The organism is Nocardioides sp. Z21_20 (assembly GCF_059766585.1).
Genome location: NZ_JCBAJX010000001.1, coordinates 556,381 through 577,235, shown reverse-complemented (window position 1 = coordinate 577,235; position 20,855 = coordinate 556,381). Strand labels below are relative to the sequence as shown.

The 20,855-nt window shown below is 73.4% G+C and carries 21 protein-coding genes; 9 read left to right on the top strand and 12 right to left on the bottom strand.

The window, feature by feature from the left end; genetic code table 11:
* The first annotated feature begins 37 nt into the window (after window positions 1–37).
* From AC6EH9_RS02830 to AC6EH9_RS02815, 4 genes are read left to right on the top strand one after another with little or no spacing between them, the layout of a single operon-like run.
* Window positions 38–613 (top strand): TerD family protein, encoded by a 576-nt coding sequence (locus AC6EH9_RS02830; RefSeq protein WP_498420316.1) that lies wholly within the window; start codon window positions 38–40, stop codon window positions 611–613.
* Window positions 614–625: 12 nt separating this feature from the next.
* A complete protein-coding gene (locus AC6EH9_RS02825; RefSeq protein ID WP_498420314.1) occupies window positions 626–1,297 on the top strand; it encodes a TerD family protein in 672 nt (223 codons plus the stop codon).
* Window positions 1,294–2,658: a VWA domain-containing protein gene (locus AC6EH9_RS02820; protein WP_498420311.1), complete on the top strand. Its 1,365-nt coding sequence runs from the start codon at window positions 1,294–1,296 to the stop codon at window positions 2,656–2,658. Before AC6EH9_RS02825 ends, AC6EH9_RS02820 begins: the two co-directional genes overlap by 4 nt.
* A gap of 49 nt (window positions 2,659–2,707) precedes the next feature.
* On the top strand, window positions 2,708–3,046 hold the full coding sequence (locus tag AC6EH9_RS02815) for a hypothetical protein (RefSeq protein WP_498420308.1): 339 nt from the start codon (window positions 2,708–2,710) through the stop codon (window positions 3,044–3,046).
* A 105-nt stretch (window positions 3,047–3,151) separates the two neighbouring features.
* On the opposite strand, the gene AC6EH9_RS02810 is transcribed toward AC6EH9_RS02815, so the two are convergent.
* The gene (locus AC6EH9_RS02810) at window positions 3,152–3,904 is read right to left on the bottom strand and encodes a hypothetical protein (RefSeq protein ID WP_498420307.1); all 753 of its coding nucleotides are present in this window, start codon (window positions 3,902–3,904) and stop codon (window positions 3,152–3,154) included.
* Between the two features lie 207 nt (window positions 3,905–4,111).
* On the opposite strand from AC6EH9_RS02810, the gene AC6EH9_RS02805 reads away from it, so the two are divergent.
* Complete coding sequence (locus AC6EH9_RS02805; RefSeq protein ID WP_498420304.1) at window positions 4,112–5,158, top strand: glycoside hydrolase family 16 protein; 1,047 nt, start codon at window positions 4,112–4,114, stop codon at window positions 5,156–5,158.
* Window positions 5,159–5,305: 147 nt separating this feature from the next.
* On the opposite strand, the gene AC6EH9_RS02800 is transcribed toward AC6EH9_RS02805, so the two are convergent.
* The 4 genes from AC6EH9_RS02800 to AC6EH9_RS02785 form a co-directional block, all read right to left on the bottom strand.
* On the bottom strand, window positions 5,306–6,244 hold the full coding sequence (locus AC6EH9_RS02800; RefSeq protein WP_498420303.1) for a DUF5926 family protein: 939 nt from the start codon (window positions 6,242–6,244) through the stop codon (window positions 5,306–5,308).
* A gap of 11 nt (window positions 6,245–6,255) precedes the next feature.
* On the bottom strand, window positions 6,256–7,035 hold the full coding sequence (locus AC6EH9_RS02795) for a glycerophosphodiester phosphodiesterase family protein (RefSeq protein ID WP_498420300.1): 780 nt from the start codon (window positions 7,033–7,035) through the stop codon (window positions 6,256–6,258).
* A gap of 152 nt (window positions 7,036–7,187) precedes the next feature.
* Window positions 7,188–7,865 carry a hypothetical protein gene (locus AC6EH9_RS02790; protein ID WP_498420298.1) on the bottom strand — a complete coding sequence of 226 codons (678 nt, stop codon included), beginning with the start codon at window positions 7,863–7,865 and terminating at the stop codon, window positions 7,188–7,190.
* Between the two features lie 186 nt (window positions 7,866–8,051).
* Entirely contained in the window at window positions 8,052–9,239 is a 1,188-nt protein-coding gene (locus AC6EH9_RS02785; RefSeq protein WP_498420296.1) for a DUF8462 domain-containing protein, read from the bottom strand.
* Between the two features lie 559 nt (window positions 9,240–9,798).
* Between AC6EH9_RS02785 and AC6EH9_RS02780 the strand changes: the two genes are divergently transcribed.
* Genes AC6EH9_RS02780 through AC6EH9_RS02770 form a run of 3 tightly spaced genes read left to right on the top strand, consistent with a single transcriptional unit; the run spans window position 9,799 to window position 12,396 of the window.
* Complete coding sequence (locus AC6EH9_RS02780) at window positions 9,799–10,665, top strand: Fpg/Nei family DNA glycosylase (RefSeq protein ID WP_498420294.1); 867 nt, start codon at window positions 9,799–9,801, stop codon at window positions 10,663–10,665.
* Between the two features lie 10 nt (window positions 10,666–10,675).
* The gene (locus AC6EH9_RS02775; RefSeq protein WP_498420293.1) at window positions 10,676–12,064 is read left to right on the top strand and encodes an MFS transporter; all 1,389 of its coding nucleotides are present in this window, start codon (window positions 10,676–10,678) and stop codon (window positions 12,062–12,064) included.
* Window positions 12,061–12,396, top strand: coding sequence for a rhodanese-like domain-containing protein (locus tag AC6EH9_RS02770; RefSeq protein ID WP_498420291.1), 336 nt, complete (start codon window positions 12,061–12,063; stop codon window positions 12,394–12,396). The genes AC6EH9_RS02775 and AC6EH9_RS02770 overlap by 4 nt, the downstream gene beginning before the upstream one ends.
* A 21-nt stretch (window positions 12,397–12,417) precedes the next feature.
* Here AC6EH9_RS02770 and AC6EH9_RS02765 read toward each other — a convergent pair whose 3' ends face one another.
* The gene (locus tag AC6EH9_RS02765; RefSeq protein ID WP_498420289.1) at window positions 12,418–12,852 is read right to left on the bottom strand and encodes a hypothetical protein; all 435 of its coding nucleotides are present in this window, start codon (window positions 12,850–12,852) and stop codon (window positions 12,418–12,420) included.
* A gap of 84 nt (window positions 12,853–12,936) precedes the next feature.
* A complete protein-coding gene (gene aat, locus AC6EH9_RS02760) occupies window positions 12,937–13,629 on the bottom strand; it encodes a leucyl/phenylalanyl-tRNA--protein transferase (protein WP_498420287.1) in 693 nt (230 codons plus the stop codon).
* A 76-nt stretch (window positions 13,630–13,705) separates the two neighbouring features.
* Between aat and AC6EH9_RS02755 the strand changes: the two genes are divergently transcribed.
* On the top strand, window positions 13,706–14,386 hold the full coding sequence (locus AC6EH9_RS02755; protein ID WP_498420285.1) for a hypothetical protein: 681 nt from the start codon (window positions 13,706–13,708) through the stop codon (window positions 14,384–14,386).
* On the opposite strand, the gene AC6EH9_RS02750 is transcribed toward AC6EH9_RS02755, so the two are convergent.
* Genes AC6EH9_RS02750 through AC6EH9_RS02730 form a run of 5 tightly spaced genes read right to left on the bottom strand, consistent with a single transcriptional unit; the run spans window position 14,347 to window position 20,850 of the window.
* Window positions 14,347–15,564 carry a hypothetical protein gene (locus AC6EH9_RS02750; RefSeq protein ID WP_498420283.1) on the bottom strand — a complete coding sequence of 406 codons (1,218 nt, stop codon included), beginning with the start codon at window positions 15,562–15,564 and terminating at the stop codon, window positions 14,347–14,349. The genes AC6EH9_RS02755 and AC6EH9_RS02750 overlap by 40 nt on opposite strands.
* Complete coding sequence (locus AC6EH9_RS02745; protein ID WP_498420282.1) at window positions 15,561–16,829, bottom strand: hypothetical protein; 1,269 nt, start codon at window positions 16,827–16,829, stop codon at window positions 15,561–15,563. Before AC6EH9_RS02745 ends, AC6EH9_RS02750 begins: the two co-directional genes overlap by 4 nt.
* On the bottom strand, window positions 16,826–17,920 hold the full coding sequence (locus tag AC6EH9_RS02740; protein WP_498420280.1) for a hypothetical protein: 1,095 nt from the start codon (window positions 17,918–17,920) through the stop codon (window positions 16,826–16,828). The genes AC6EH9_RS02745 and AC6EH9_RS02740 overlap by 4 nt, the downstream gene beginning before the upstream one ends.
* Before the next feature lie 24 nt (window positions 17,921–17,944).
* On the bottom strand, window positions 17,945–18,883 hold the full coding sequence (locus AC6EH9_RS02735; protein ID WP_498420278.1) for a hydroxymethylglutaryl-CoA lyase: 939 nt from the start codon (window positions 18,881–18,883) through the stop codon (window positions 17,945–17,947).
* 38 nt (window positions 18,884–18,921) lie between these two features.
* Window positions 18,922–20,850, bottom strand: coding sequence for an acetyl/propionyl/methylcrotonyl-CoA carboxylase subunit alpha (locus tag AC6EH9_RS02730; RefSeq protein ID WP_498420276.1), 1,929 nt, complete (start codon window positions 20,848–20,850; stop codon window positions 18,922–18,924).
* Window positions 20,851–20,855 lie beyond the last annotated feature (5 nt).

The following is a 20,855-nucleotide window of genomic DNA, read 5'->3' as shown; positions in this document are numbered from 1 at the left end:
GACACCACGACAGCACCACCAAGCGAAAGGGAATTCAATGGGAGTCTCGCTCAGCAAGGGCGGCAACGTCTCGCTCTCCAAGGAGGCGCCGGGTCTGACCGCCGTCAACGTCGGTCTCGGCTGGGACACCAACACGTTCTCGGGAGGTGAGTTCGACCTCGACGCCTCGGCCATCATCACCGGCGCCAACGGGAAGGTGCTCTCCGACCAGCACTTCGTCTTCTTCAACAACCTCAAGTCCGCCGACGGCTCGGTCGAGCACCTCGGCGACAACCTCACCGGTGAGGGCGAGGGCGACGACGAGGTCGTCAAGATCAACCTCGCCGCGGTGCCCGCCGAGGCCGAGAAGATCGTCTTCGCGGTCTCGATCTACGACGCCGACACCCGCAAGCAGAACTTCGGCGCCGTGCGCAACGCGTTCATCCGCGTGGTCAACCAGACCGGCGGCACCGAGATCGCTCGCTACGACCTGACCGAGGACGCCTCGGTGGAGACCGCGATGGTCTTCGGCGAGGTCTACCGCAGCGGCGCCGAGTGGAAGTTCAAGGCCGTCGGCCAGGGCTACGCCTCGGGCCTGCGCGGCATCGCCGCCGACTTCGGCGTGAACGTCTAGGACCTGTCTCCCATGGTCGACTACACCAAGCGCCCCGCTCCCTCCGGCGACGGAGGGAGCGGGGCGGGCGTGTCCCTGAGCAAGGTCACGCTGACCAAGTCCGCCCCGTCGATCTCGCTGGCCAAGGGCCAGGGAGCCTCGGGGCGCATGCGGATCAACCTCAACTGGGCCCAGACGCAGCAGGCTCCCGCCAAGGGCCTCTTCCGCAAGGCCCGCTCCTCCGGCGTCGACCTCGACCTGGCCGCGCTGTGGGAGCTGCAGGACGGCCGCAAGGGCGTCGTCCAGGCCCTCGGCAACTCCTTCGGGTCCCTCGATGCCGCGCCGTACGTGATGCTCGACGGTGACGACCGCTCCGGCCAGAACGCCGCGGGCGAGACGCTCACGGTCAACCTCGACCGGCTCTCGGAGATCAAGCGGGTGCTGGTCTTCGCGTTCATCTACGAGGGCACGCCCAACTGGGCGGCGGCCGACGGCGTCGTGACCCTGCACCCGGTCGGGGCGGCCCCGATCGAGATCCGCCTCGACGAGACCTCGAACTCGGCGATCACCTGCGCGATCGCGATGCTCACCAACGACGGCGGCGCGCTGCGCGTCGACCGCGAGGTGCGCTACATCAACGGCTCCCAGGCCGAGCTGGACCGCTCCTACGGCTGGGGCATGCAGTGGGCGAAGGGGCGCAAGTGACCCACCAGCTCCAGCGGGGCGGCAACGTCGGCCTCGCTGGAGCCGGTCTCGGCGCACGCGTCGTGGTCACCCTGACCTGGGTGGCGCGCAGCGGTGTCGACGCCGACCTGTCCGCCTTCCTGTGCGACGGGGGCGGACGGGTCCGCTCGGACGCCGACTTCGTCTTCTACAACCAGCCCTCGGGCGCGGACGGCGCGGTGCGCCACCTCGGCAAGTCGGCGCGCGGCGCCACCACGCTCGACCGGGTGGCGATCGATCTCGCCGGCGTGCCCGCCGACGTGGACAAGATCGTGATCGGCGCCTCGCTGGACGGAGGCCGCTTCGGCGACCTGGCCGGGCTGGGCGTGGAGGTCGCCGACGAGCAGTCCCCGGACTCGGCGCCGCCCGCGGTGCGCACCGAGCTCGAGGCGGGCGCGGAGACCGCGATGGTCTTCGCGGAGGTCTACCGCCGCGGAGCCGAGTGGAAGGTCCGCGCGGTCGGGCGCGGCTGGACCGATGGCCTGGCCGCGATGGCCACCGACGTGGGCGTCTCGGTCGACGACGAGCCGGCTCCTGCCTCGGCGCCCGCGCCCGCGGCGGCCCCCGCCCCGGCGGAGGCGGTCAGCCTCGAGAAGCGCCGGGTGATCGACCTGGAGAAGAAGCTCACCTCCACCGGTGACACCCAGATGCTCAGCCTGGTGAAGAAGGCCGGCGTGAGCCTGGAGAAGCGGGGGCTCGGCGAGCACACCGCCCGGGTCGCCCTGGTCCTCGACATCTCGGGGTCGATGAACCGCCTCTACTCCCGCGGCGCCGTCCAGCGCTTGGCCGAGCGGGTGCTGGCCCTCGGGCTGCGCTTCGACGACGACGGCGAGGTCGACGTCTTCCTCTTCGGCAAGTCCGTGCACCAGCCCGGCGGGCTGCGCCTGGAGGGCTATCCCGAGTACGTCAAGGCGATGCTCAAGCAGCACCCCCTCGAGTTCGACACCCGCTACGGGGCGGCCGTCACGGCGGTGCGCAGGCACTACTTCGGGAGCAGCGACGAGCGGACCCAGCCGCATGCGGCCGACGTGCCGGTCTACGTGATGTTCGTGACCGACGGGGAGCCCTCGGACAAGCCGCTGGCCACCAAGCAGGTCAGCGCCGCGTCGTACGAGCCGATCTTCTGGCAGTTCATGGGCATCGGCTCGCGCGGCTTCCCCTACCTGGAGAAGCTCGACGATCTGGAGGGGCGCTACACCGACAACGCCGACTTCTTCTCGGTCACCGAGGACGAGCTGCTCGGGACGAACCCGATCAGCGACGACGCCCTCTTCGAGCGGTTGATGACCGAGTACCCCGGCTGGCTGAGCCGTGCCCGAGCCCAGGGGCTGCTGACCCGCTGAGCCCTCCCGGCGAGGTTTCGCCGCCTCGCCCCGCGGGGACGTAGGCCGCATGACGCGAACTGTGACGGCCGTGGGGTCGCTGCTCCTGGCCCTGCTGATCGGCTTCGGCGCGGCCTGGTTGGTCCTCGGCCGAGACCCCGACGACCGCGAGCTCGCCTGCGCCGGCGCCCGCTCGCTGCCGGAGGAGCTCGGAGATCGGTGGAGCCTCGCCGAGGCCGACAAGGTCGATGGGGTGGCGATGCTCGCCAAGGCCGCCGGCTCGACCGGCGACGACGACGACGACCTCGACGCGCTCGGTCGAGCCGGGCGCGAGCTCCGGGAGGTCGTGACCGGTGCCAGGTCCGAGCGCTATGCCAGCGCCCGTGAGGCCCTGCTCGACGCCTGCTAGCGGCACGCCCGGGTCGGCCGCCCGTAAAACGCGAGACGTCCCGGCCTCCACGGAGGCCGGGACGTCTGGTGGGCGATCAGGCAGTGCTGATGACGCGGTCGCTGATCAGGCTCGCGCCGGCTCCGCGAGCGGGACCAGCGCGCACAGGATCGAGCCGAGGACCGGCAGCTCGCACAGATCCTCCGGTGTGGGCGTCGGTACGCCGCCACCGCCCTCGGCCAGCGCGCAGAGCTCGCTGATGCCCTCCATCGCGCACAGCTGGGTGACGATCTCGTCGAAGCTCGGGGCCGCACCCCCGCCGATGGCCTCGCACAGCTGGGCCGCACCGGGCAGGGCGCACAGCTGCTCGGCGAACTCCTCCGGGCTGGGCACCGGCGCGCCCTCGCCGCCACAGATCCCCGGGATCGGGAGCACCGCACACAGCTGCTCGGGGCTCAGCGGGGAGGACGGCGGGTCGGCCGGCCCCTGCTGGCAGGCGGCGAGCCGCTGACGCGCGCCGGACTGGGCCGAGCGGGCGCGCTGGAGAGCCTTCTTGGCGCGTGCCTTCTTGGCCCGGGCCTTCTTCACGGCCTTGGCGGCCTTGGCCTTCTTGGCACCCTTGGCCTTCTTGGCCTTCTTGGTCGCCTTGGTCAGCGCACGGGTGGCCTTCTTGAGCTGCGCCTTCTTGGTCTGGACGCGCTTGGTCGACGTGGCCAGCGCGGTGCGCTCCGCGCTGCAGTCCGCTGCTCGGGCGCTCCCGGCGGGAGCGTCGGCTGCCGCGGCTGTCGCTGTGGCACGGGCCGGGCCGGTCAGCGCTACCGAGGCGGCGACGGCGACGAACAGGGCGATCAAGAGCCCGATGAGCTTGCGTGGATGCACGGTTTCCTCCCGGAATGCGGTGGCCTGCCCTAGGCCGAGGGCTGCCGAATGTTAGCCACGTCACAGCGAGCCGCTCGATTTCTTGCATCTCGCGCCGAGTAAAGAAAGCGCCCCCGCACCTCAAGTCCCGGATCCAGGTACCGATCAGGAGGACTACGGCGCGTCCGCCGAATGCCCGGACAGCGCCCCGTCACCACGGGGGACAACATGTCGCGCACCAAGCACCGAGCCTTCTTCGTCACCGCACTGCTGACCATGGCCACCCTGACCGCGCTGTCAGTCGGCACCGGCGACGAGAGCGCTGCGGTCACCGCGCTCGACCGGGCCCACCAGGTCCAGCAGGCTCCCGCCGCGACCCCGAGCCTGCGCCCCGCCCGCAGGTGCCGGCCGGCCAACCACCCCAGCCGCCGGCCACCTCGCCTGCACAAGCACCGGCACTGCCCGCGGGCGAAGCCCGCCGTGGCGCCGACCCGGGCTCCGGCACCGGCGGCTCCGGCACCGGCAGCTCCGGCACGACCGGCTCCCGCACCGGCGACTCCGGCGCCGGCGACTCCGGCGCCGGCGGCTCCCGCACCGGCGGCGCCGGACGGCTGGACGCTGGTGACCGCCGACGAGTTCGGCGGCGGCACGCTCGACACCACCAAGTGGGTGCCCTACACCGGCGTCCCGGGCTGCTGCTCGGACACGCGCTGGCACCCGTCACAGGTCGAGGTGTCCGGGGGCACCTTGAAGCTGCACTCCCGACCGGAGGGCGGGGTATGGCGCTCCGGTGGGGTCGGCGGCTGGAACTGGGCGGGGGCCGCGCGCACCTACGGTCGCTTCGATGCCCGGATCCGGTTCGACGCCGGAGCCGGGGTCTCGGCCGCGGCGCTGCTGTGGCCCGCGGACAACTCCTGGCCTCCGGAGATCGACTTCTACGAGATCGCCGAGACCTGGGGCGATCGCTCCCGGATGATGGTGACCACCCACTGGCCCACCGCGTCGGGGCGCCAGCTCTCCCAGCACGTCACCACCAGCGACTTCACCCAGTGGCACACCGTGTCGGTGCGCTGGTCCGCCGAGGCGATCACCTACCTGCTCGACGACCGCGTGCTCAAGGTCGAGACCGACCCGGCCCGGATCCCCGACACCAGGATGTGGGTCGGACTGCAGACCCACACCCACCGCATCGACGGAGCCTGGCCCACGCTCGCGGGGGGCCGGTCGTCGGTCGCGCTGGAGGTCGACTGGGTGCGGGTCTACCGAGCCGACTGAGCGGCTTCCGGCTCAGCCGGGCGAAAGAGTCTGAAGACCCGGCCGTTGCTGACGGGGGATACAACAACGGCCGGGCACAGGAGAATGTACGGGACGCTCAGGCCGTGGAACAGCCAAAATCCCCGATTTCTTGCGACGTGATGCACCTCACCGGATGGTGACCTGGCGGTTGGTCAGACCCGCCCGTGTCGCACGCTCCGCGGACGTCAGCGGCGTGGGGTCGGCCAGCACCTCGGCGAGGTCCGCGGCGAAGCGAGCGGCCGGTTCCTCGAGCACCTGCGCACCGGTCCCCAAGGGGAGGTCCCACACCGGAGCCAGCAGTCCGTGGGCGCGGAACATGCCCACCAGGCGCGACCCCTCGACCAGGCGGTCGCGGCCCGCGGCGTGCAGCCGGGCCAGGGCGTCGAGGAGCCGGTCCTCGGGCTCGGGCATCACCCAGCGCAGGTGCTCCTTGGTGCCCACGTCGGTCCAGTACGCCGCCTCGACGCTGCGCAGCCGCACGGTCGGGGAAGCCGCGCCGTTGGCCTGCTCCAGGGCCGCCAGCATCGCCGGGGACTGGTCCTCGACGTCGGCGAGCCAGTAGCCGAAGCCCTCGTGCACGGTGATCTCCAGCGGCTCGTCGACGACGAGGTCCTGCAGTCGCGGGCCCTCCCCCGGCGCCTCGATCAGCCCGACCACGTCACCGGGGGCGGCCTCCAGCGCCCGCTGGAGCACCGCGCCGGCGTCGCGGGCCGGGTCGCCGTACTGGTGCTGGACCTGCAGGCCCAGCCAGATCGTGCCGTCCTCGCGCACCAGCGCCGGGGCTGCCCCCGGCAGGAGCGAGCAGAGCAGGACAGGACGCTCGGAGTCCTTGAGCCTCAGCGGCGCGGTCGCGGCCGGCACCAGCTCGCGCAGCGCGATGACGTCGCACTCCGAGGGCATCCCCTCGAAGGGACGCACCACGAACGTCGCGGCCCCCGGGTCGGACGAGCCGTGGCAGGCCTTGTAGCGGCGGCCCGACCCGCACGGGCAGGGCTGGCGCGGCGCCACCTCCCCGGGAGTGCCGGGGGCTTGGTCACGGGCCTTGGTGCGAGAGCTCTTTCCCATGACAGTCGAACCTATACGCCGAGCAGTTGGCGCAGGTAGGCCGGCCTGTCGGTGATGACCGAGGCCACTGCGTAGCGCTGGCACACCTCGAGGTCCTCGGGGGTGTTGACCACCCACACGTTGACCTCCCGGCCGCTCTCCACCAGCCGCCGGGCGAAGCCGGGGTGGTCGCGCAGCTCGGCGACTCCGGGGCCCAGCGCCCAGTGCGGCCCGATCAGGCGTCGCAGCATCGGCCAGTGGTGGGCCTTGTCGATGAGCATCACCAGCCGCAGGTCGGGCGCGAGCCGCTCGACCCGGCGCAGTGCCGTCGCCGAGAAGCTCATCACCTTGGCCGGTGAGTCCGCGCGGTCCCATCCGAACTCCCGCAGCAGCTCCACCACCCGCCGCTCGACCAGGCCGGCGAAGCGCGTCGGGTGCTTGGTCTCGATCGCGATCTCGATGGGCCGCTCGTAGTCGGCGACGGTCTCCAGCAGCCTGCGCAGCGTCAGGACCCTGCCCAGCTCCTCGTCGCGCTCGGTGTGCTCGTCGTCCAGCTCGGCCCAGGGGTTCTTCCACGAGGCGAAGTCCAGGTCGCTGAGCTCGGCGAGCTCCATCGTGGAGACCACCCCGCGGGTGCGCGCCGTACGACGCAGGTCCCGGTCGTGGACGCAGACCAGGTGGCCGTCGGCCGTCAGCCGTACGTCGCACTCGAGGCCCTCGGCACCGGCGTCGAGGGCGGCGAGATAGGCGCCGAGTGTGTGCTCGGCGAGCTCGTGGCTGGCGCCGCGGTGAGCGACGACCTTCGGCCTCATGCGTCTCCTCGTGAACGGCGAACGGCGGGCCGGGTACCCAGCTCGGATCGGCATCGCGCCGCCCCGAAATGGTGCACCCGGCCCGCCGCGGTGTCCACGCCGGGGCCCCGGCACTACGCCCGGTGGGCGCGGTCAGCCGGGGCGAGAGGGGATCAGCGACCGCCCAGGGCCGGCAGCGGCAGCTGGCCGATCAGGTTCTTCAGCAGCCCGGTCAGCCCGCCGAGCAGGGTGTCCACGATCCGCACGACGGTGCCCAGCGGCGTCTCGTTGATCTTCTCGACGATGTCGCGGATCAGCGAGATCACCCCGGCCAGGGGCTTGCCGAGCGGAGAGCCCTCGAGCAGCTCGAGCACGTCGCGGATCGCGCTGGGGTTCTCCTGGGCGTAGAGCGCCGTGACGGCCACCCGACCCATCTCGTGCAGCTCACCGGGGTCGAGGGCGCGCAGGCGCTTGATGATCTGGGTGGCGCGCTGCGGCCGCTTCGCCTGACGCAGGCTGCGCTCCAGCTGGTTGATCCGGGCCAGGCCCTGCTTGGCCGCCCGCTCGAGCTGGGGGCCGAGCCCCTCCAGGTCCGTCATCTTCGGGTCGGCGAGGATCTCGCGGTACGCCGCGCGCTTGCGGTCGGCGACGTTGGCGCCCACCCGCTTCTTGCGCGCCAGGCGCTTGGCCCGGGTGGCCGCAGGTCGCGCAGCCGACGCCTCGGCGGCAGCCGCAGCCGTCTTCGCGGTCGGCTCGGCGGACCGGGCGACCAGCTGGGCCGGCGCCGCCGAGGCGCCGGTGAGCTGGGCCCCCGAGACGACCACCGCGCCGGACAGGACGGCCGAGGTCAACAGTCTTGCTACGCGCGTCATCTGCACGGTTCTCTCCCTCATCAAGTGCTCCGGGCGGCTCCCGCGCCCGCTTGCCCACAACGTACCCACGAGATGTCACACCGAGTCACACCGAGCGTGACATCTCAGTGTGCGGTCACAAATGGGCCCGCCCGGGGCGCCTCAGCGGCTCAGCAGGGGGCGCGCTCAGCGGGAGCGGAGGAAGGCCCCGAAGTGCGGCACCGTGAAGGCGACGCTGCCGCGCTCGGCGGAGAAGACCAGCCCCTTCTTGATCAGGCCGTCGCGCGCCGGGGAGAGCGACTGCGGCTTGCGCTCCAGGTGCCGCGCCACGTCGGCGGTCGACACCGGCCCGTCGGCGTTGTCGGCTCCGAGGTCGGCCATCGCCACCATGTAGTCGCGCTCGGCCGGCGTCGCCCGGTCGTAGCGGGCGCCGAAGAACCCCACCGCGAGCTCGGCCTCCGCCTCGGGCGCCGCCACCCGCACGTCCTCCACCCGCACCGGCGACCCGACGGCCGCGTCCCAGGTCACCTTTCCGTACGCCTGCACGAAGTAGGGATAGCCGTCGGTGAGTCGGTAGAGCTCGTCGAGCGCGTCCGCCTCGAAGTCGACCTCCTCGGTCGAGGCCGGGACCCGCCAGGCCCGGTCGGCCATCTCCCGGGGCAGGCGATCCACGGACACGTAGCGGAACAGCCGCTCGGCGTACGACTTGGAGGCGGCGAGCGCCACCGGCAGGTGCGGCAGGCCGGCGCCCACCACGATCAACGGGGAGCCCTGCTGGCTGATCTCGTGGCAGGCCCCGCACAGCGCGGCCAGCTCGGGCGCGGGGATGTCCTGCATCTCGTCGATGAACACCGCAATCCCGACGCCGAGGTCGCCAGCCAGCTCGGCCACGTCGGAGAACAGCTCGACCAGATCGAGCTCGAGGTCACCGGAGTCCGCGCGGCCGCGGGTGGCCGGCACGTCGATCGGCGGCGTCCAGCGCATCCCCTTGCGATCCTCGACCGACGTGCGCAGAGCGAAGCTCTTCAGCACCCCCGCCACCGCGTCCACCCGGTCGGGGTCGCGGTGGCGGTGCGACACCTCGCGGATGCCGGCGTGCACCGCCTGGGCCATCGGGATCCGGATGCTCTGGTCCGGGCGGGCCTCGATCTTGCCCGTCCCCCACGCCCGCTTCACGGCCTGCGAGCGCAGGGCGTTGAGCAGCACCGTCTTGCCGACCCCCCGCAGCCCCGAGAGCACCATGCTCCGCTCCGGGCGTCCCGCGGCCACCCGCTCGAGCGTCACCTCGAACTGGCGCAGCTCCCGGTCGCGCCCCGCCAGCTCGGGGGGACGCTGGCCGGCCCCTGGGGCATACGGGTTGCGGATCGGATCCATGTGCGGACGATATCTGCGCATCTAGGGTGGGGGCTAGATTTGGGTAGCGTGTCCTGTGTTGGGCGCCCTCCCGGTCGCCGTTTGGTCCCCAACGGAGGCGATTCCAGGCGCCGAGGGTCCGTTTCTGCCCAATCGACGGCCCCGGCACGGCTCACGGGCCACGCCCGGTTCCGCGGGCCAACTTCCGACGTACGCCGCTGTGGCGCCGACCTTCGACCGAAGCGCCCGGGTGCACCTCGTTTGGTCCCCAACGGGGGTGATGTGCGGCCGCGAGGGTCCGTTTCCGCCCAATCACGGTGCCTCGACATGCCTGGCCCGTTCGAGGGCGAGCTGACGGCGTACGCCGTTGCGTCGAGGCCGGCGAAGAGGTCACCGCGGAGGGATTTCGGTCGAGGCCGGGCCAGGGGCCGTAGGGATGGGTCGGGGGTCGCCGATTGGTCACTAACGGCATGCTCCTGCGCGAAATATGCCCCGTTGGGGACCAAACGGCGACAAGGGACGGCGCCGGGCAGCGGTCGGCGCCCCCTGCGCGGGGCCCCGGCGCCCTAGACTGAGCGGCGTGCCCGAGCTGCCCGAGGTGGAAGCCCTGGCCCTCGATCTGAAGGGCCGGCTCAAGGACCACGCGATCACCAAGGTCCACCTGGCTGCGTTCAGCGCCCTGAAGACCTTCGACCCGCCGCTGTCCGCGCTGGAGGGGACGCTGGTCGACGACGTCACCCGGCACGGCAAGTTCCTCGACGTCGAGGCCTCGGGCCTGCACCTGGTGCTACACCTCGCGCGGGCCGGCTGGGTGCGCTGGCGCGACGAGGTACCGACCCTGCCGCCCAAGCCCAGCAACAAGTCGCCGATGGCCGCGCGGGTGGTGATCGACGACGTCGCCGGCCTCGACATCACCGAGGCGGGCACCAAGAAGAGCCTGGCGATGTACGTCGTGCGAGACCCCCAGGAGGTGCCCGGGATCGCCCGGCTCGGACCCGACCCGCTCGGCGAGGGGTTCACCCGCGACCTGCTCGGCCAGATCCTCGCCGACGCGGGCCGCGCCCAGATCAAGGGGATCCTGCGCAACCAGGGCACGATCGCCGGCATCGGCAACGCCTACTCCGACGAGCTCCTCCACGCCGCGCGGCTCTCGCCGTTCAAGCCCGCCAACAGCCTCAGCGACGACGAGCTGGAGATCCTCTACGCCGCGATCCGCACGGTGCTCGGCGATGCGGTCGAGCGTTCGCGCGGGCTGGCACCCAGCCAGCTCAAGGGCGAGAAGAAGTCACACCTCGCGGTGCACGGGCGCACCGGCGAGAAGTGCCCGGTCTGCGGTGACGTGGTCCGCGAGGTGTCGTTCGCCGACTCGAGCCTGCAGTACTGCCCCACCTGCCAGACCGGGGGCAAGCCGCTCGCCGACCGGCGCATGTCCCGACTGCTCAAGTGAGCCGGCTCGGATGAGCCCGGCCCAGTCCCACGTCGCGCGCGTGGCCGCCTCGCCCGAGGCCCGCCGCGCGCTGCATCGCCGCACCCTGCGCGTGGTCGTCGTCTCCCAGGTCTTCGGCGGCGCCGGCCTGGCCGCCGGCGTCACGGTCGGCGCGCTGCTGGCCCAGGAGATGGTCGGCGGCGCCGGGATCGCGGGGCTGCCGGCCGCGTTGTTCACGCTGGGCTCCGCCCTCGCGGCGTACCTGGTCGGCATCGTCTCCCAGCGCTCGGGTCGCCGGCTGGGCCTGGCCGCGGGCTTCCTGACCGGCGCCGCCGGCGCCGTCGCGATCGTCGTCGCCGCCGTGATCGACAGCCCGCTGCTGCTCTTCTCCGCGATGTTCGTCTACGGCGCCGGCACGGCCACCAACCTGCAGGCGCGCTACGCCGGCACCGACCTGGCCCCGGCGCAGAGCCGGGCCAGCGCCGTCTCCATCGCGCTGGTCGCGACCACCTTCGGCGCGGTCGCCGGACCCGCCTCGGTCGGCCTGCTCGGCGACCTCGCCGCCGCGCTCGGCATCCCCCGGCTGGCCGGCCCGTTCCTGCTCGGCGCGGTGGCGTACGGCGTGGCGGGGCTGGTGCTGTTCGTCGCGCTGCGCCCCGACCCGTACCTGGTCGCCCGCGCCGCCGCCGCCCTCACCGACGCCGACGCCGACGCAGACGCAGACGCAGACGCAGCCCACGACCCGTCCTCCCCTGCAGCACCCGCCCCCACCAGCCCACCCACCAGCCCACCCACCGCCCCACCCACCGGCGCACCCACCACGAGCGCCCGCCGAGGCGTGGCCGTCGGCGCGACGGTGATGGTGCTCACCCAGGTCGCGATGGTGGCGATCATGACGATGACGCCGGTGCACATGCGCCACCACGGCCACAGCCTGGACGCGGTGGGGTTCGTGATCGGCATGCACGTCGGGGCGATGTTCCTGCCGTCCCTGGTCACCGGCCGCCTGGTGGACAAGGTCGGGCGGGTGCCGATGGCGATCGCGGGAGGCGCCACCCTGCTCGCGGCCGGACTCGTCGCCGCGCTCGCCCCCGGGGACTCCCTGCTGACCCTGACCCTCGCCCTGTGCCTGCTCGGGCTGGGCTGGAACTTCGGCCTGATCAGCGGCACGGCACTGGTCGTCGACGCGGCACCGCTGGAGACCCGGGCCCGCACCCAGGGCGCCCTCGACGTCCTGGTCGCCCTGGCCGGCGCCTCCGGCGGCGCGCTCTCGGGGCTCGTCGTGGACGCCTCCAGCTTCGCCACGCTCTCGTTGGCCGGCGGCTTCCTGGCCCTGCTGCTGGTGCCGGTGGTGGCGTGGTGGCGACGCGACCCCGCGGCCGCCTCGGCGTCCGGCACGGGGACTAGCGTGGGGGCATGACCCAGATCCCCACGGTGACCATCGACGGCGTGCCCGACCCGCTGCCCGAGGGCCTGCACGTGCTCGACGTGCGCGAGCAGGTCGAGTGGGACCACGCCCACATCGAGGGGGCGCTGCACGTTCCGCTCTCGCAGCTCGTGCAGCGCCTCGACGAGGTGCCGGTCGAGCAGACGCTGGTGGTCTGCAAGATCGGCGGCCGCTCCGCCCAGGCGGTGGCCTGGCTCAGCCAGCAGGGCCGTGACGTGGTGAACCTGGACGGCGGGATGGTCGAGTGGGCCGCCGCCGGTCGCCCCATGGTGAGCGAGACCGGTCAGCCGCCGCGCATCGCGTGAGGCCCGCTCAGCGCTGCGGGGTCACTCCGACTCGGGGGCGCTCGGTGCACCGTCGGGCATGAGCTCCTCCATGGACTTCTCGATCTCGTCCTTGCAGGTGGTGCTGACGTACTCGCCGAACGCGTCGAACTTCTTCTCCTCCGACTCGCTCATGTCGGGGTCCTCGATGTCGGCGGCCTTCGCGTCCTCGTCGACGTCCTTGGCCCACTTGACGAGCAGCTCGAAGCCCTCGCGCTCCTCGTCGGAGATGCTCTTCGGGGTGCCCGTCTCCTCGAGGTCCTCGGCCCAGTCCTTCAGGTCGCCGCCGGTGGTGTCCTCGCCGCCCATCGTCGAGGCCTCGATGTAGGCGTTGCAGAAGTCCCCCTCCGAGGCGTCTGTCGGGGCGCCGTCGCTGCCGCAGCCGGCGAGCGCGCCGCCCATCAGGATCAGGCCTGCGGCCAGGGATACGTGCTTCATGTGCTCTCCTGTCGTGGGTGATGTCTCGGGGCGGGACCCTGCCCAATCCACCCGCTGTTCATGCCTGCGGGCCTGATCGGCGGTTCAGTGGTCCAGCGCCCGTGGCAACGGTACGGCCAGGGCCTGACCCAGCCGCCGCAGGTAATCGGCCCGATCCACCTCGACGACGCCGAGGGAGGCCAGGTGCGGCGTGCTCCACTGCACGTCGAGCAGGCGCCGCTCGGCGTACTCGTCGGTGAGCAGGTCGACCAGCCCGACCAGGGCGACCTTCGAGGCGTCGCGAGCCCGGTGGAACATCGACTCTCCGGCGAACAGGCCCCCGATCGCCAGCCCGTAGAGCCCGCCGAGGAGCTCTCCGCCGCGCCAGGCCTCGACCGAGTGCGCCCACCCCAGCTCGTGCAGGCCTACGTACGCCGCGCGAACGTCGGCGTCGATCCACCCGCCCGGTCGGCGCGGGTCGCCACAGGCGTCGACCACCTCGGCGAACGCGGTGTCCACCCGGATCTCGTAGTCGCGCACGGCGCGGCGCAGGGAGCGCGAGACGACCAGCCCGTCCAGCGGCAGCACGCCTCGGTATACCGGGCAGAACCAGTGCGGCGGCTCGTTCGCCATCCCCGAGGGCATCGGGAAGAGGCCGCGCCGGTAGGCGGCCAGGATCGTGCCGGGGGCCAGGTCCGCCCCGATCGCCACCAGGTCGTCCTCGGCCAGCTCCCCGCGCTCGTCGAAGCGGGCGGGGTCGCCGAAGTCCCAGACGGTGGGCGGCGGCTCGACGGGCACGGTGCTCACGGTAGCGACACACCGCCCCGGGAGCGTCCGAGCCCCGGCACCATCGTCGGCTCCGTAGGATCGCTGCATGAGCGTCAAGCAGAACGTGAGCCGGGTCCTGCTGCCGAAGGCCGCCCAGCTGGCCCCCGGCCTCAGCAGCAGCTTCGTGCGTGAGGCGCTGCACCGCGCGATCCGAGGCGTCGGTCCCCTGCCTCCGGCCGCCGAGGCCGCCGACAAGCACCTCGCCGACCACGACGGCGACCACAAGCGCGCGATCCGCGAGCTGATCGACAACCACGTCCGCTACGCCGGCGCGCAGGGGTTCGTGACCAACCTGGGCGGCCTGGTCACCGCGGCGGTGACCATCCCGGTCAACGTCACCGGCCTGGCGCTGGTGCAGAGCCGGATGATCGCGGGCATCGCCCACCTGCGCGGCTACGAGCTGGAGGACCCGCGGGTGCGCAACGCGCTGCTGGTGTCCCTGCTCGGCGAGGAGGAGATCGAGAAGCTGCTCAAGAAGCGCAAGATCCCCGCCCCGCCGATGGCGCTGGCCACCGCGCCGGCCCACGACCCGGCGCTGGACCGGATCGTCTCCGCCGAGGTGGCCGCGGCGATGCTGGCCAAGGTGGCCGGCAAGCAGATGGTGACCACCGTGGGCCGGCGGGTGCCGGTCGTCGGCGGCCTGGTGGGCGCCGGCAGCGACGGCTGGTCCACCTGGCGGATCGGCCGCTACGTCGACAAGGAGCTCCTGCCCCGCGCGCGGCGGTAGACCCGCATCACCCGGGCGCCGGCGCTGGAGGAGTCCAGCCGGCGCACGATCTTCTCGCGCAGCCGGTACGTCGGGCGCAGGTAGGCGCGCTCCAGCGCCTGCCGCGCGTCGGCCAGCTCCGCGGCGAGGTGCGCCTCGCTGTGCCGCAGCCGGGTGTTCTCCATCAGCAGCGCGCGGGTGGCGTCGACCGCGGCCGCGGCGACCAGGCGCTCACGCGGCCGGTCCGGGTCGGCGTACTCGACTGCGGGCGGGCCGCCGCGCAGGTCCTCGAGGTCGCCGACCACGTCGTACCCACGCTCGGCGATCGCCTCGATCCACCGCCCGGCCACCTCCTGGGCCCAGGGATGCACCTGCGGAGGGAGCGCCAGGCGCGGTGACTCGGTGCGCCGCGACAGCGTCTGGTGGGCCAACAGCTCGCGCACCAGCGGCCGGTAGTCAGCGGGCTCCAGCACGTTGTTGACGGCCAGGTTGAGCCGGCGGATGAACGTCGTCTCGGGCACCCCCAGGGACGGGTTGACCCGCTCGGCCTCCAGGTCGAGGTCGAGGCCGTCGAGACCGAAGACCCTGCTGAATCGTTGCCACAGCAGGTCGCGCGGGGCACCGGGGGCCGGCACCGTGACGAGGTGGACCCGCTCGGGGGGCAGCGCGTGGCCCCAGCGGTGCAGGATGTCGGGGATCTCCTGGGCCGCCCAGAACCAGCTCGCGATCCGGCCCGGGCGCTCGGGGTCGCGGATCATCTCCAGGAACCGCGCATAGGTGACGGTGCTGCGGTGCTTGACGTTCTCCTGCCACTCGGCCGGGATCTGGCGGACCAGGTCACGCACCGAGAGCACCAGGTGCACCTCGGCCCCCGCTCCGTGGCCCAGCGACTCCAGCGCCCGGTCCGCCTCCTGGCGGGAGGCGGTGGCCAGGATCTCGTGGCTGATGATCGCGGTGCCGTCGAAGTCGGCCACCTCGCCGGCTAGCTTGTCCCAGGCGCCGACCGCGTCGGTCTCCAGCCCGCCCCACGGCAGCCGCATCAGGTCGAGCGCGGCCAGGAACTGGGCGTCGAAGCGCTCGGCGGGATAGAGGATCCCCTGCTCGCGCAGCACCTCGCGGTTGCGGAACAGGACGTCCTGGAAGTACGACGTACCGGTCTTGGGCGTGCCGACATGCACCAGCACCCGCTTGCTCGTCACGCCTTGTTCCTCGTCTCTCGTCGTCCCCGTTGCTGGATGGGTCCCCTGGCGCCGTCGAGCAGCATCCGCACCGCCAGGGCGAGGGCCGCCGCGTCGAGCGACGCGGGGCTCGCGGGCGCGTCGGCGGAGGACTCGGCGGGCAGCAGCGCCTCGAGCCGGCCGTGCACAGGGTACTGAGCCGCGGCGAGCGCCCGGCACTGGTCGGCGGCCTGGAGCCGCAGCCACGCGCGCTGCTCGGCGGGGACCACCGGCGGCAGCGACCAGCCGCGCACCGATACGTCGGAGCCGTGCCCGCCCGGCGCGACGGCCGAGCGGGCGACGGCGGCGACCGCGTCGTCGAGCACCGCGCGGATCAACGTCGTACGCCGTGGCGCGGGCACCATCAGCCCGAGCACGCGCGAGACCCGGCGGGTCACCTCGAGGGCGACGCCCGGAGCCGGTGCCGGAGCGACCGGCGGGCGGCGCGCCGGCACCAGGTGGGCGAGGGCGCCCGGGTCCATCACCACCTGCACCTCGCGTCGGCGCTGCGCCCACACCGCGGCCTGGGCGGCGAGGTCGGCGCGCGGCGGCAGCTGGTCGCGGGCGTGCCAGCTCGCGCAGAAGTCCCGCCAGGAGGCGGTGCCGCCGTCGAGGATCCGGACGGTCCACACCGCGCCCATCAGGTGCTCGAGGTTCCCGCCCAGCACCAGCACGTCGCCGCGACCGGGCGTACAGCGCTCGGCCGCGAAGCCGGCGCGCAGCGCACGCGCCAGCACCGGGTCGCCGACCAGGCGGGGGTGGCGTCGCCAGGGCAGCGGCCGGGGCCGCGCGGAGGCGCGGGGCCGCCACCGCGCGCGGCCCGGCTCGTCGGGGGCGGCGACCGCGTCGTCGGCCAGCAGCCCGACCGCCGGGCGCAGCAGCTCGCGGGGAGCCAGTGCCGCGGGGTCGACCGCCGGCGCGCCGAACGGCTCTCCGGCCAGGGTGCCGGCCAGCGGCAGGTCGAGCGCCCCCCGGCCGGGCGGGCTGGCCGCCAGCACCCGCTCGACCAGCGCCGGCTCGACGGCCGCACCCGCGGCGAGGTTGATCCGGCGCAGCAGCTCCAGCTGCTGGGCGCCGGGCAGCGGCCCGTCGCTCGGCGCGCCGGGCCCCGCGGATCCCGCTGCGCGCGCGCTGCCCGCGGCGGCCTCCGGGTGCCACGCGAGCCAGGGGGTGGTCCCGCCGGTGCGCAGGTGGTCGACCCACGCCCAGGCGCGGGCGCGGGCGTCGCCGGGGACCGCGCCGCTCACGTGTTCCGCAGCCTGTTGACGTGGGAGCGGATCCGCTGCCCGAGGGCTCGCTCGGGATCGGGCCGGCTGGCGGCCTCGCGGGTCATCGCCTCCAGGGCGTCGAGCGCCGCCTCGAGCTGGGGCCGGGCGCCCACCCGGTCGGGGTTGTGCCAGACCTCGTCCTCGGCCGGCCGCACCGGCCGCAGGTCCTCCACGTCGCCGACGACGTCGACGCCGCTGCCCTCGATCCATTCGATCCAGCGCTCCGCCTGCGCCTCGGCCCAGTCGAAGCGTCGCGGGGAGAGCCGGACCGGGGTGGAGCGGCGATGGGCGAGGCGCTCGTGGGCCAGCAGGTCGCGGACCAGGACGTCGTAGCGCTCCTCGCGACGTACCTCCCGCCCCATCCGGCGGTTGAGCCGACGGATCAGCTGGGTCTCGGCGATGCCCAGGGAGCGGTTGGTGCGCTCGCTGTCCAGCGGCGCCCAGGCGGGGTCGATGCCGAACACCCGACAGAAACGCAGCCACAGCTCGTCGCCCGGCCCGGACGCGCTCGCCTGGGGCACGGTGACCACGTGGATCTGATCGGGCGACAGGTTCGCCCCCCAGGTGGTCAGCACGCTGGGCAGGTCGAAGGCGGCACGGAACCAGGGGCCACCACGCTCGACGCCGTCGAGGAAGCGGCTGAAGCTCCACTTGCGGCCCTGCTTGATGCTCTCCTGCCAGGCCGCCGGGAGCTGGCGGCCGAGGTCGCGGGCGCTGTACACGATGTGGATCTCGCTGCCGGCCAGGTCGTTCATCACCCGGGCGACCTTCTCGGCCGGGGCCGGCGCCAGGATCTCGTGGCTGATGATCACGGTGCCGTGGGCGCGGCGGACCCGGCGCACCATCGTCTCCCAGCTGCCGGCCGCGTGCCCGGGGGCTCCGCCCCAGTCCTGCTCGAGCAGGTCGAGGGCGGCGCGGAAGTGGAAGAGGTCGGCGTCCAGCAGCCGCGACTTCGACGGCAGCACCACGCCGTGCTCGGCCAGGGTGACCGCGTTGCGCATCAGCCGGTCCTGCAGGTAGGTGGTGCCGGTCTTGGGCGCCCCGATGTGGAGGTAGACGCGACGGCTCATGTGGTCGATTCTGCCGTACGCCGTTCAGCCCTCACCCAGCGCACGGACCACCGCCGACGGGCTGGGGCGACGCAGCCGCCCGGCCATCCAGGTGCTGGTCGCGGCCAGCGCCTCGAGGTCGACGCCGGTGTCGATGCCGAGCCCGCGCAGCATCCACACCAGGTCCTCGGTGGCGAGGTTCCCGGTGGCGCTCTTGGCGTAGGGGCAGCCCCCGAGTCCGCCGGCGGAGCTGTCGAAGGTGGTGATGCCGACGCCCAGCGCGGCGTACGCGTTGGCGAGGGCCTGGCCGTAGGTGTCGTGGAAGTGCATGGCCAGCTGGTCGGGGCGCATCCCGGCAGCGGTGAAGGCGTCCACCAGCGCGGTGACGTGGCCGGGGGTGCCGACGCCGGTGGTGTCGCCGAGGCTGAGCTGGTCGGCGCCGAGGTCGAAGAGGCGCCTGCCCACGGAGACGACCTGCTCGATCGGGACGTGACCCTCCCACGGGTCCCCGAAGCACATCGAGACGTAGGCCCGGACCCGGACCCCGGCATCGCGGGCGCGGCGCACCGTCGGCTCGAACATCGTGAACTGCTCGTCGAGGCTGCGGTTGAGGTTGCGCTGGGCGAAGGTCTCGGTCGCCGAGCCGAAGATCGCGATGTGGCGCAGCCCGAGGTCGAGGGCGCGGTCGAGCCCGCGCTCGTTGGGCACCAGCACCGGCAGGTCGCGCGCGTAGTCGCCGTGCTGGTCGACCAGCAGCGTCATCAGCTCGGCGGCGTCGGCCAGCTGCGGCACCCACTTCGGGTGCACGAAGCTGGTCACCTCCACCACCGGCAGCCCGGCGGTGAGCAGGCGGCCGACGAGCTCCGCCTTCACCTCGAGCGGGACTCGGGTCGCCTCGTTCTGCAAGCCGTCGCGGGCGCCGACCTCGTAGATCGTCACCTGCTCGGGCAGGCCGGGAGTGGGGACCTGCTGGGGACTGCGCACGGCGCGCTCCTCTCCTGCTCGGACGACTGGGCCCGACGCTACTCGGACTCGGCGGAGACGGTGGGCTCAGCGGCGGTGGGCTCGACCACGAGCAGCCGGGCGCCCAGCGCGACCTGGGCGCCGGCCACGGCGTCCACGACGGTGACCGTGCCGGCGAACGGCGCCCGCAGGGTGAGCTCCATCTTCATCGCCTCCATGGTGGCCAGCACGTCGCCGTGCGCGACCGGGTCGCCCGCGGCGACCGGGAGCGTGAGCACCGTGCCCGGCATCGGCGCGAGCACGGTCCCGTCGCCGAGGTCCGCCGCGTGGTCCAGGAACGGGTCAGGCCGGGTGAACACGTGGCGCTGGCCGCGGTGCACCACCTCCACCGCGTGCGCGGTCACGTCGACCACCGCCTGCTCGCGTCGGCCGTCGATCGCGAGCACCACGACGTGGCGCTGCGCGCTGAGCTCGCGCACGGCCTGCTCCGTCTGGTCCCGGACGATCCCGGCGGCGCGGTCGACGGTGACCGGGCGGTCCAGCTCGATGCACTGGGCGGCGGGTGGCGCCCCGAGCCGGAACCCGTCGGCACGGAACGGGTCCCCGGCCCCCAGCCCGCCGGGCAGGAGGCCCTCGGCGACCAGCATCGCCTGGGTCCAGGCGGCGAAGACCCGGGCCAGGTCCGCGGCGGGGGGCTCGAGCCGCGCGGTGTCCAGCCAGGCGGTCTCGACGGCACCGGCGCGGAACTCCTCGCCGGCCACCAGCGCGCGCAGGAACCCGACATTGGTGGTGAGGCCGAGGATCGCGGTGTCGTCGAGGGCGGCCAGCAGCGCACGCCGCGCGCTCTCCCGGTCGGCCCCGTGCACGACGACCTTGCCGAGCATCGGGTCGTACGACGTGCTGACCACCTGGCCGCTCTCCAGGGCGTGGTCGACGCGCGCCCCCTGCGGCCAGCGCACCAGCGTCGCGGTGCCGGCCTGCGGCAGGAAGCCGCCGAAGGAGTCCTCGGCGTAGACGCGCACCTCGATCGCGTGCCCGGTGATGGCGAGGTCCTCCTGGCGCAGCGAGAGCCGCTCCCCGGCCGCGACGCGCAGCTGGTGCTCGACCAGGTCGAGGTCGCCGCAGATCGCCTCGGTGACCGGGTGCTCGACCTGCAGGCGGGTGTTCATCTCCAGGAAGTAGGCCTCACCGGTGTCGGCGTCGACGAGGAACTCCACGGTGCCGGCCCCCTCGTAGCCGACGTGGCGGGCCAGCGCGACCGCGGCGTCGGTGAGCCGCTCGCGCAGGGCCGGGTCCAGGCCGGGAGCAGGGGCCTCCTCGATCACCTTCTGGTGGCGTCGCTGGGTCGAGCAGTCGCGCTCGAAGAGGTGCACGACGTTGCCGTGCGCGTCACCCAGCACCTGCACCTCGACGTGGCGGCCGTGCTCGACGTACTTCTCGACGAGCATGGTGTCGTCGCCGAACGACGACAGCGCCTCGCGCTTCGCGGCGGCCAGCGCCGCGTCGTACTCGCTCGCGTCGCGGACGATGCGCATGCCCTTGCCGCCGCCGCCGGCCGCGGCCTTGACGAGGACGGGGAACCCGGCGTCCTCGCCGCGGGGCACCACCGGCACCCCCGCCGCCACGGCGATCTCGCGGGCGGCGTCCTTGCGGCCCATCTGCTCCATCACCACCGAGGAGGGCCCGACCAGCTTGATCCCGGCCCCCTCGAGGGCGCGGGCGAACTCGGCGCGCTCGGAGAGGAAGCCGTAGCCGGGGTGGACCGCGTCGGCCCCCGACGCCTGCGCGGCGGCGAGCACGGCGTCGATGTCCAGATAGCTCGACACGCGCAGCGCCTCGTCGGCCTCGCGCACGTGCAGGGCGTGCGCGTCGAGGTCGGTGAAGATCGCCACGCTGCGGATGCCGAGGCGCCGGCAGGTGCGGATCACCCGTCGGGCGATCTCGCCGCGGTTGGCGACCAGGACGGTGTGCAGATCGAGGGCCAGCATGCTCA

What these genes read in the sequence shown, in the direction of transcription:
- AC6EH9_RS02800 (WP_498420303.1), bottom strand. Translation starts at nt 6,244, where the DNA reads ATGGGAAAGAGCTCTCGCACCAAGGCCCGTGACCAAGCCCCCGGCACT.
- AC6EH9_RS02755 (WP_498420285.1), top strand. Translation starts at nt 13,706, where the DNA reads ATGAGCGTCAAGCAGAACGTGAGCCGGGTCCTGCTGCCGAAGGCCGCC.
- AC6EH9_RS02770 (WP_498420291.1), top strand. Translation starts at nt 12,061, where the DNA reads ATGACCCAGATCCCCACGGTGACCATCGACGGCGTGCCCGACCCGCTG.
- AC6EH9_RS02740 (WP_498420280.1), bottom strand. Translation starts at nt 17,920, where the DNA reads ATGAGCCGTCGCGTCTACCTCCACATCGGGGCGCCCAAGACCGGCACC.
- AC6EH9_RS02795 (WP_498420300.1), bottom strand. Translation starts at nt 7,035, where the DNA reads ATGAGGCCGAAGGTCGTCGCTCACCGCGGCGCCAGCCACGAGCTCGCC.
- AC6EH9_RS02785 (WP_498420296.1), bottom strand. Translation starts at nt 9,239, where the DNA reads ATGGATCCGATCCGCAACCCGTATGCCCCAGGGGCCGGCCAGCGTCCC.
- AC6EH9_RS02825 (WP_498420314.1), top strand. Translation starts at nt 626, where the DNA reads ATGGTCGACTACACCAAGCGCCCCGCTCCCTCCGGCGACGGAGGGAGC.
- AC6EH9_RS02730 (WP_498420276.1), bottom strand. Translation starts at nt 20,850, where the DNA reads ATGCTGGCCCTCGATCTGCACACCGTCCTGGTCGCCAACCGCGGCGAG.
- AC6EH9_RS02775 (WP_498420293.1), top strand. Translation starts at nt 10,676, where the DNA reads ATGAGCCCGGCCCAGTCCCACGTCGCGCGCGTGGCCGCCTCGCCCGAG.
- AC6EH9_RS02815 (WP_498420308.1), top strand. Translation starts at nt 2,708, where the DNA reads ATGACGCGAACTGTGACGGCCGTGGGGTCGCTGCTCCTGGCCCTGCTG.
- AC6EH9_RS02805 (WP_498420304.1), top strand. Translation starts at nt 4,112, where the DNA reads ATGTCGCGCACCAAGCACCGAGCCTTCTTCGTCACCGCACTGCTGACC.
- AC6EH9_RS02830 (WP_498420316.1), top strand. Translation starts at nt 38, where the DNA reads ATGGGAGTCTCGCTCAGCAAGGGCGGCAACGTCTCGCTCTCCAAGGAG.
- AC6EH9_RS02765 (WP_498420289.1), bottom strand. Translation starts at nt 12,852, where the DNA reads ATGAAGCACGTATCCCTGGCCGCAGGCCTGATCCTGATGGGCGGCGCG.